7 protein-coding genes and 1 pseudogene are annotated in these 8,449 nt (G+C 43.4%); 6 read left to right on the forward strand and 2 right to left on the reverse strand.

Annotated elements, in window-relative coordinates:
- From ACP45E_RS21440 to ACP45E_RS21460, 5 genes and pseudogenes are all read left to right on the forward strand, one after another.
- Positions 1–591: pseudogene (locus ACP45E_RS21440) on the forward strand (hypothetical protein); the annotation flags it as partial.
- Between the two features lie 229 nt (positions 592–820).
- Positions 821–1,540: a winged helix-turn-helix domain-containing protein gene (locus tag ACP45E_RS21445; protein ID WP_017033904.1), complete on the forward strand. Its 720-nt coding sequence runs from the start codon at positions 821–823 to the stop codon at positions 1,538–1,540.
- Positions 1,537–3,174 (forward strand): ATP-binding protein, encoded by a 1,638-nt coding sequence (locus tag ACP45E_RS21450; protein ID WP_017033903.1) that lies wholly within the window; start codon positions 1,537–1,539, stop codon positions 3,172–3,174. Before ACP45E_RS21445 ends, ACP45E_RS21450 begins: the two co-directional genes overlap by 4 nt.
- 75 nt (positions 3,175–3,249) lie before the next feature.
- Positions 3,250–4,251 carry a DUF2860 family protein gene (locus ACP45E_RS21455; RefSeq protein ID WP_017037039.1) on the forward strand — a complete coding sequence of 334 codons (1,002 nt, stop codon included), beginning with the start codon at positions 3,250–3,252 and terminating at the stop codon, positions 4,249–4,251.
- 17 nt (positions 4,252–4,268) lie between these two features.
- On the forward strand, positions 4,269–5,369 hold the full coding sequence (locus ACP45E_RS21460; RefSeq protein WP_017037040.1) for a PKD domain-containing protein: 1,101 nt from the start codon (positions 4,269–4,271) through the stop codon (positions 5,367–5,369).
- 93 nt (positions 5,370–5,462) lie between these two features.
- Here the strand turns inward: ACP45E_RS21460 and ACP45E_RS21465 are convergent, their stop codons facing one another.
- The gene (locus ACP45E_RS21465; RefSeq protein WP_017037041.1) at positions 5,463–6,629 is read right to left on the reverse strand and encodes an Acg family FMN-binding oxidoreductase; all 1,167 of its coding nucleotides are present in this window, start codon (positions 6,627–6,629) and stop codon (positions 5,463–5,465) included.
- Positions 6,630–6,672: 43 nt separating this feature from the next.
- Here ACP45E_RS21465 and ACP45E_RS21470 point away from each other — a divergent pair, with 43 nt between their 5' ends.
- Positions 6,673–7,242, forward strand: coding sequence for a MarR family winged helix-turn-helix transcriptional regulator (locus ACP45E_RS21470; protein ID WP_241824374.1), 570 nt, complete (start codon positions 6,673–6,675; stop codon positions 7,240–7,242).
- A gap of 240 nt (positions 7,243–7,482) precedes the next feature.
- Here ACP45E_RS21470 and ACP45E_RS21475 read toward each other — a convergent pair.
- Positions 7,483–8,449, reverse strand: a 967-nt coding sequence (locus tag ACP45E_RS21475; RefSeq protein WP_141707477.1) for an alanine/glycine:cation symporter family protein, incomplete at its 5' end; no start/stop codon positions are given.

Genomic DNA, 8,449 nt, shown 5'->3' on the forward strand with positions numbered 1-8,449 from the left:
TCTCACTCTGGCCTAACAGGTGCGTGTACAGCGGGTGATTTTGGTCGCACGGCATCATCTCGTGCACCAATCATGATTAACATTCCATTTGCGGGTCACATCTTTGTCTTTACGATTTTGGCGGCAAGTGCAGAGCGTAATGCGTTGATGGTTGAATGGACTATTCCACTGATTCTGGTTGGTGCAGCTTTTGTTGCTCTTTCTTTAAAGAACTTACGCAATTCTAATGGCTGTGAAGCAACCGAAGTTAAAGGGTTGATGCAGTTCTCACTAGGTTGGCAGATCGTCGCGGTATTTGGTAGCTTTACTATCTTAAGCCTGGCGGGTATGTCTCTTGAGCATGCATCTATGTCGGCAGCGTCAGGTTTGTCTCACTTTGGCTTATTTGCGGCGGTTCAAGAAGGCATGTTTGGTGCAACCGCGGCAAGTTTGATTACCTTTACTTTCGCAATGACCTTTCTAGTGCACCCATTAGTCTTCGGTATGTTTGGTAAAGCGGCTGAAAACGGCGGTGTCATGGCGAACAAAGCGGTATTAGTTTTGGCAAGTTTGGGCTTCATCGGTGTGGCCTATTCAGCGTTAACCATCTAGTTTCAAGTGAACGTAAACAAATAATACAACGTCACAGCGAGGGTATTCGTTTAAGCGATACACGCTAATGGTCACAAAAGGCTTATAAGTTAAAGAGCGGATGAAGACAATTCATCCGCTCTTTTTGTTTAGGAAGCTCACATTTCTTTTTGTTAGTCACAAATGGTCACATAGGTAACTATAAGCTTGAGTTATAGTTCTCTCATGAATCATCATTTTGTTTGGGTCCATGAATTTATCTGCTTCTTTTAACATCATCCTTGTAGAAGACGACATAGAACTTGCCGAGTTAATACGAGACTTTCTTCAGAATTATGAATTTTCGATTGAGATAGTTTCCGACGGGATGACTGCGGTTGATGTGATCTTAGCAAAACATCCTGACCTTGTTATTTTGGATGTGATGCTTCCAGGGCAGAGTGGTATGGAGGTTTGCCGAGCAATTCGTTCTCAATATCATGGCATGATTTTGATGCAAACCGCGTTGGACGATGATATTGATCAGATGATGGGGTTAGAGCTTGGTGCGGATGATTACATTGTCAAAAAAGTAAAGCCACGTCTTTTGCTTTCAAGGATTAGGGCGTTGCTAAGACGTCAAGAGCGAAGCGCGCTAGAAAATAGTCAAGACCAGCTCAAACTAGGATCGCTTCTCATCAACCTTCAACATCGAACGGTCACCCTGAATCAACAACCCATTAAGCTGACAACATCTGAATTTGAGCTTCTCTATCTGCTCGCTAGACATGTTGGCAGTGTGGTATCACGGGATGATATCGCGCAGCATATCCGAGGGTTTGAATACGATGGGCTCGACCGCTCAATCGACCGAAGAATCTCGCGTTTACGTCGTTCGCTTCATGATGATCCGAATGAACCTGAACTGATAAAAACCGTGCGAGGCGTGGGTTACCAGCTTTGTTTGGCTTCGGGAGAGGCAGTGGCATGATTAAAGCATTCTCAATTTTGTGGCTTGCTGTCTTTGTGCCCATTATTCTTCTCATTATTCCCACATCGATTAATCCTATACAGCGTATCAACGAGTCCTTTTCAGAAGACTTTTATAAACAGACCTATAGCGTTAATTTTGAAATGTTGAGCGAAGAGTTGCTCGCACTTCCACAAAACCAATGGCAATCGACCATCGCTAATTATTCGGTTCACTTTGGTTACCCACTGAAACTTCAACCCATCGAAGAGTATAAGTCGGAACCTCATCTTTATGATGCTCTTCAGCGAAGGGAAATCAAATTTTTGTTTGGTGATCCTATGGCCCTATTGCAGCGCGTAGGCGATAGCGATCGAGTGCTCTATTTGGCACTGAATGAATCCACAGAACTTGCGGTACTCAATCAAGCAAAAGGGGTACTGTATTTGGCTGTAAAGGATTTACGCCGTTATCCTGAGAGTGAGTGGGCGCAAAAAATAGCCACTCAAAATTCAAATATTCCCTTTCAAATTAGTTTAAAAACAGACAGTGAATTGTCACCAGAGGCAACAAAAGCGCTCATTGGTAAATCCCAAGAAATTATCTCGTATACAAATCACTTAGGAGAGATAAATTTACTGGCATCTGTCGCCCCTAATGTGTGGCTTCATGTGCAAGATAACATCTCAACGGCGACTGAAATGAAACTGATTTCTGCAATTGTAATCTTCTTTTTTTTGTTCATCTCAATTGCCATGGTGATGTGGGCCTATCCATTGTGGAGAGATTTGAAGCGGCTAGTCAAGACGTCGAATGAATTCGGACAAGGCGTGCTTTCTCAACGTGCGACGGCATCGAAAATGTCTGTTATCTCACAGCTAAGCGATTCATTTAATAAAATGGCAGACAATATTCAGAAACTCATTGCTGGGCAAAGAGAGCTAACCAATGCGATTGCCCACGATTTGAGAACGCCTCTGTATCGTCTTCGTTTTGCTTTAGAAATGGTAGAAGAGACAAACACCTCTGAAGAGTTAAAAGAGAAGTACAGGCAAACCATTCATTCGAGTATCGATGATCTTGATCACCTGATTAATCAGAGCCTCCTCCTGTCTCGTTACAACCGAGTAGCGGATATGAACCAGTTCTCTAACTGCTGCTTTGCCGATGAATTAATCACCGAAGTGGAGTATTTCAAGCTAGAGAATCCAGATCTGGATATTCGATTCTATTGCTCCCCCGATCTTAAAGAACAACAGGTGTTTCTTGATAATAAAGGGTTAATGAGAGCGGTTAAAAACGTACTGGCTAACGCGAGCCGCTTTGCTCAGGAAACGATTACTATGTCGTTTGAGGTAGAGGATGGTCAATATCGAATCTTAGTGGAAGACGATGGGGTAGGTGTACCTATTGAACAGGCTGAACGAATATTTGAACCTTTTGCTCAACTCGAGAATCAAGAGCGAAGAAGTGACAAAGGTCATGGGTTAGGTTTGGCGATTGTGAAACAAATTATGGTGTGGCACAAAGGGACGGCACGTGTTGGGGAATCGGCTTCTGGTGGTGCCTCTTTTGAACTTTCTTGGCCAATGAATATACGACAACCTGAGGCTCGATTGGGCAATGTGACCAACTTGGACACAAATCGTCCATAAAACGACAAAGACCCATTCATGGTGTGAATGTTAATTTTGACGTGTCCAATGATTCGTCACTCACAAGGAATTAACATGAATCTCCCAACGCCTCTGAAAGGCATTTTACTTGGTGCTACCTGTACCCTTATCTCAAATGCGAGTTTTGCAGAAGCTGATCCGTTCACCCCAGGTTTCAGTGGTGGTATTAGCCTAAATGTCGGTGTAGGCGAAAGCCAGTCGCAGAGCAGTACCCATGATGACAATGCCATTACCGACGACTTACACAACAGTGGAAAAACAGTCGAAAGCGCCTCACCTTTTATTCTCGGTCGCTTGCAATACAGTTTTGGGAATACGCTTATTTTCCTTGGTAATAGTGAAGACCAAATTGCAGAAGCGCAGTTCCAAGCGGAAGTTGGGGTCGCTCATAGATTGAATAAACAGCTGACCTTAACCGCTGCGTTATTTGGTAACTTGCCAGGGATGGACGAGGTATGGCAAGACCCATACTTGACCAATCAAAAGAGAGAAACAACAGAACAATCGGTGGCTGGAATTCGTTTTGCACTCGACATAAACTCAGCGTTACCCATTACGCTAAAATACGCAGTGGCGTCCAGTGAAGTAGAAAAAGACCAGATAGGCACATCGCAATCTTTGACAGCTGATGAGAACTCTCTACTTGACAGGGAAAGTAACTACCAACGTTTTGGTACTGAAATGGCCATCCCGTTTAGCCCATCTTTTGTTCTCGCCCCCGCCCTTTATTACACCACGAGAGATGCGAAAGGCGATGCCAATAGCTTCGATGAAATCAGCGCGCAACTCTCTATCGTTCTTGATCGTTCTCAGCACAATCTTGTCACCACGTTAAGAGGCAGTAAAGCTGAATTTGACTCTGAAAACCCAGTTTTTAATCTCAAGCGAGATTATGACTCTTTAAGTGTGTTTTCTATTTACAGCTACAGTGCCCCTTTCAATTGGCGCAACATACAGCTGCACGTGATGGCGGGTTATCAAAGCCAAGACTCGAATATCAATTTCTATGACAGTGACAATACGTTTGTTTCCACTGGCTTTAGCTACCGATTTTGATGAGAGGAATACAGAAAATGATGAATCCTAAAGGTGCATTACTGATTGTATTACTGCTTATCGTATCTGGCTGTGATAGTGATGATATTAACGGTACTAACGATCTAACGAAACCAACGGTTGATGCCGGTGCCGATCAGCTGCACACACTACCGAAAACAACCCTAACTTTGAAAGGCTCAGCGAAGTCATACCCTAAGAATTTTTACAGTATAAAGGAGACGAAATGGACTCAAATTTCGGGGCCACAACAGCTCACCATACTAAACGATAAGGATTTAACGGCGACATTAGTGAACCCCACTATGGCGGGTACGTATGTTTTTGAGTTATATGCAAAAGACAGCGGTAGTAGAACCAATACAGACAAAATGAAGGTCATCCTTCAAAATACATCGGTTATGTCCATGGCTCGGACAACAACAGGGTTTGCCGATGATTATGATGCCGTGTGGAATTCGGTTGTGGAAGACTACGCTAATTATGTCGATATAGAGCAAAAATGGCAGTCAATGTATCAACCTTATTTCGTTGAGGCTGAAAATATACAGTTGGAACAAGAGTGGCAAAGCTTGCTCAAAGATATGGCTGATGAGGTTGGAGACATACATATAGTCGCTCTGGCTCAACACAGTACGCAAAGTGTTTCAACTGATTCCGAGCAAGATACTGATTCAGCGCCAGCCCCAAGTTCCGTGATTCAATGGGAGATCAGTAATAATATAGGAGTCATCACATTTAATGATTTGAGTTCTCTGAGCTTAACGCAGTTAAACCGTTCGATTCAGGAAGCCGTGTATGCTTTACAAGATACACACGAGTTGTGGCTTAAATTTCCTGAAGACATCGCCATTAGCGAACAAAAGACCTTACAACTACTGTCTTGGTTTACTTTCCAGCCGACAAGCTTGCGTTTAGAGACGCGTCAGGGAGAAGAAGAGACGATTCCGCTGATGCGCAACCCATTACTCACTCAGTCGACTGTGTTGGTTAAAGGTCATCACGATAGCCATTCTGCTACGACGTTGACAGAGTATTTGTTAGGACAAGCGTCAGGAGAGGAGAGTTTCAGCTTTAAGCGAGAATTTGTTTTGCTATCAACACTATTGGGAGATTAGTTTTTCGACAAAACAAAACAAAACAAAACAAAACAAAGCGATGTTCATTGTGAACATCGCTTTCATGACGTTAGTACATAGCCAGCACTCTGCTTAACTTTTCATTAACTGGGAAACCACGCGTCGTGCACTGGGTGGTGTGCGATTTGCTTTTCCTAATCGAAACAACATTTGTACGGTATCGTCTTTGCTTATTTTAAATGTCTCTTTAAACGATGCTTGAAGTGGCAACATATCAGAATATTCTTGCAATACTTGACTCATTGGGTGCTGAACAAGCCCCATTGCGGCAGTTTGAAGGTTAAGACGGGCATAGTCTTGTCCGACTTTTACCTGGTCAAGGCGGGTATTACCAGCACTACTGATCCAACCGAAGGTTTCTGTTGAAGTCACCGTGTCTTTAACCATAACGACCGACTGGCGATCGAACTCAGTAGGGTCGAGTTCGATCTCTTTTCTTGAAAGAAAGAAGTTTTCAGCAATCATCTTTTTGATTCCGGTCACGCCTGACTGAGCGACGCCAAATCCATCTCGGTACTTCTTCACTTCATCGTCGTTGAACCGAAACATTGCAAGGGTTTCATGGCTGCGGTCTCTATCGTCGACCTCAATTTGCATGGCTTCAGTCAGGATTTTTTCTAGGTTTTGTTTGTCACTCGCTGAATGGGTGATGGTTAACGGGTATTGACCTCGTTTGTTGGTAAAAGCTTTCAGAGTCTCCACTTCTGTTTGAGTCAACTGATAATTGTTGTACCCACGTTTATTTGACTGCCTTGTTAATATATGAGCAAAAAGCGGGTCGGGGGTGAATGTCGATTGCTTGTTGAGTACAACAGAAGCGACAGGTTTGTCGAGTAATTCTGTATTGCTGTACATACCTTGAGGAAAATAGTCGAAGCTGGCTTCATAGCCTAACCCTGTCGCTGCAATGGCAAGGGTTTCTAAAAAGGTGCCTTGGCCGATATGGATTTGACGATAAATAGGATCGGTCTTAGGCAGTAGGCGGTTAGGATCCACATAAAGGTCAAAACTGAGTGGCCCTGTCAGCTTAATTATCCAAGGTTGTATATTGTGTGGGTTTGGGCTCAGAATCGCATAAGAGAGCACCTGCATGCGAATATCTTGCTGCTCTGGCGAAGGTCCATTCCACCCATAATTATCATCAGGAGTCCCATTACTGTTAACGCTAATGATTGCGCTACTCAGTGTTGCAGCTCCAATACCGACTCCCACGACTTTAATAAAGTTTCTACGGTTCATGTCTCGCTCCCTCTGGTAAAAAAAACAATATTGATTCCTTGGAATGTATAGTATATTCCAAGGAATGATTTGGCAAGTTAGTATTTTAAATGAGCACATTGTTCGTGTTTCAAACGACGTTTTGTCTTCATTTAACATTGCTGGAGGAACAAATGTGAACGCGAGAAAACAGAGTGAAGCCCAATTAATGGTGCACCTTGGTATTGTGCGTCAGTTAATCGCAACCCGAGAAGCAAAGCTCTTTGCTGATATGCCGTTAAACCCTTCTCAATTTGGTGTGTTGAACCATTTTACTCATAATCCAAAACGAAGCTGGACGGTTACCGAGTTAGTGAATGTGATGGAAATGAATCAACCGGGCATTACTAAAATTGTGACGGTTTTAGTCGACAAAGAGCTACTGGAATCCATTTCTGATTCTCAGGATAAACGCCGTCGCCATCTTAAAATTACGGATAAAGGCTTAATCTTGTGTCAGGAGATAATGAACGCGTTACTTCCAAATATTTCACACGTTTTTGAAAGTTGGGAAGATGATGAACTAGAGGAAATGAAAGGGCATATTCACAAATTAATGCGATGGTTAGATGATAACCGAGATAGTTTTGCCTAGCGATTTGGCACCGTGCCTGAGAGTCAAATCAATCGTATCGCCACTCGTTAGATGAGGTTCTTGGTTGATACGGAATACTTACCTTGGAATGGCCGCCATAAAAAAACAGCAGATAAATTATCTGCTGTTTTGGGTTTTCAACGCTATTCGTCAATTGAACTGTTTAGCTACTTGTCTCAAAGCTATAACTTTATTGCATGGTACATATCATCATTGTGCGATACACAGTACCGAGATGAATTAAGCATCTTTGGTTACGTTTGAGGCAGCTACATTAGAGACATTGTATACTTTTCCTGCCTTGTGGCGTTCTAAGTAGTCAGCTAAATCACGCTTGATTTCAGGGACTAAAATGTAAAGTCCAACGATGTTGACCAGTGCCATTGAGAAAATCATCGCATCTGAGAAATCGATAACAGGGCCTAAGTTCATCGCTGAACCGATAACCACAAAGACACAGAACTTCACTTTGAAGATGATTTCAGCCGTTTTGCTCTCGCCAAATAGGTATGTCCATGCTTTTAGACCATAGTAAGACCAAGAGATCATGGTAGAGAAAGCAAACAGAACCACGGCAATAGCAAGAATGTATGGGAACCAACTGATTGAGCTACCAAAGGCTGCTGATGTCAGTTCTACGCCAGCTAGGCCAGAATCGTTATCAAGGTAACCTGTGATAATGATAACCAGTGCGGTCATGGTACAAATGACGACGGTATCGATGAAAGGTTCAAGTAAAGATACAAACCCTTCCGACATCGGTTCTTTTGTTTTTACTGCTGCGTGGGCAATAGCCGCAGAACCGACACCCGCTTCGTTTGAGAACGCTGCACGTTTGAAACCTTGGATAAGAACGCCAATCACACCACCGGCAATACCTTCACCAGTAAAGGCACCATTGATGATAGCCGCGAAAGCATCGTCTATGCGGTCAAAGTTCATACCGATGATGATAAGCGCGGCACCGACGTAAATGGCCGCCATGAAAGGAACGACTTTCTCGGTCACTTTTGCGATAGATTTGATACCACCGATAATCACAATACCGACGATAACCGCAAGAATGATACCGAACAACCAGCCTTTATCAGCAAGGAATGACGCATCTCCGCCAGTTACGCCAACCACCTGTTTAAACGCTTGGTTAGCTTGGAACATGTTACCGCCGCCCAGTGCGCCACCAATAGCAAACACTGAGAATAGAACC

Origin of the sequence: Vibrio genomosp. F10 str. 9ZD137 (assembly GCF_049974785.1) — a bacterium.
Classification (GTDB): Bacteria; Pseudomonadota; Gammaproteobacteria; order Enterobacterales; family Vibrionaceae; genus Vibrio.

What these genes read in the sequence shown, in the direction of transcription:
- ACP45E_RS21445 (WP_017033904.1), top strand. Translation starts at nt 821, where the DNA reads ATGAATTTATCTGCTTCTTTTAACATCATCCTTGTAGAAGACGACATA.
- ACP45E_RS21450 (WP_017033903.1), top strand. Translation starts at nt 1,537, where the DNA reads ATGATTAAAGCATTCTCAATTTTGTGGCTTGCTGTCTTTGTGCCCATT.
- ACP45E_RS21455 (WP_017037039.1), top strand. Translation starts at nt 3,250, where the DNA reads ATGAATCTCCCAACGCCTCTGAAAGGCATTTTACTTGGTGCTACCTGT.
- ACP45E_RS21460 (WP_017037040.1), top strand. Translation starts at nt 4,269, where the DNA reads ATGATGAATCCTAAAGGTGCATTACTGATTGTATTACTGCTTATCGTA.
- ACP45E_RS21465 (WP_017037041.1), bottom strand. Translation starts at nt 6,629, where the DNA reads ATGAACCGTAGAAACTTTATTAAAGTCGTGGGAGTCGGTATTGGAGCT.
- ACP45E_RS21470 (WP_241824374.1), top strand. Translation starts at nt 6,673, where the DNA reads ATGTATAGTATATTCCAAGGAATGATTTGGCAAGTTAGTATTTTAAAT.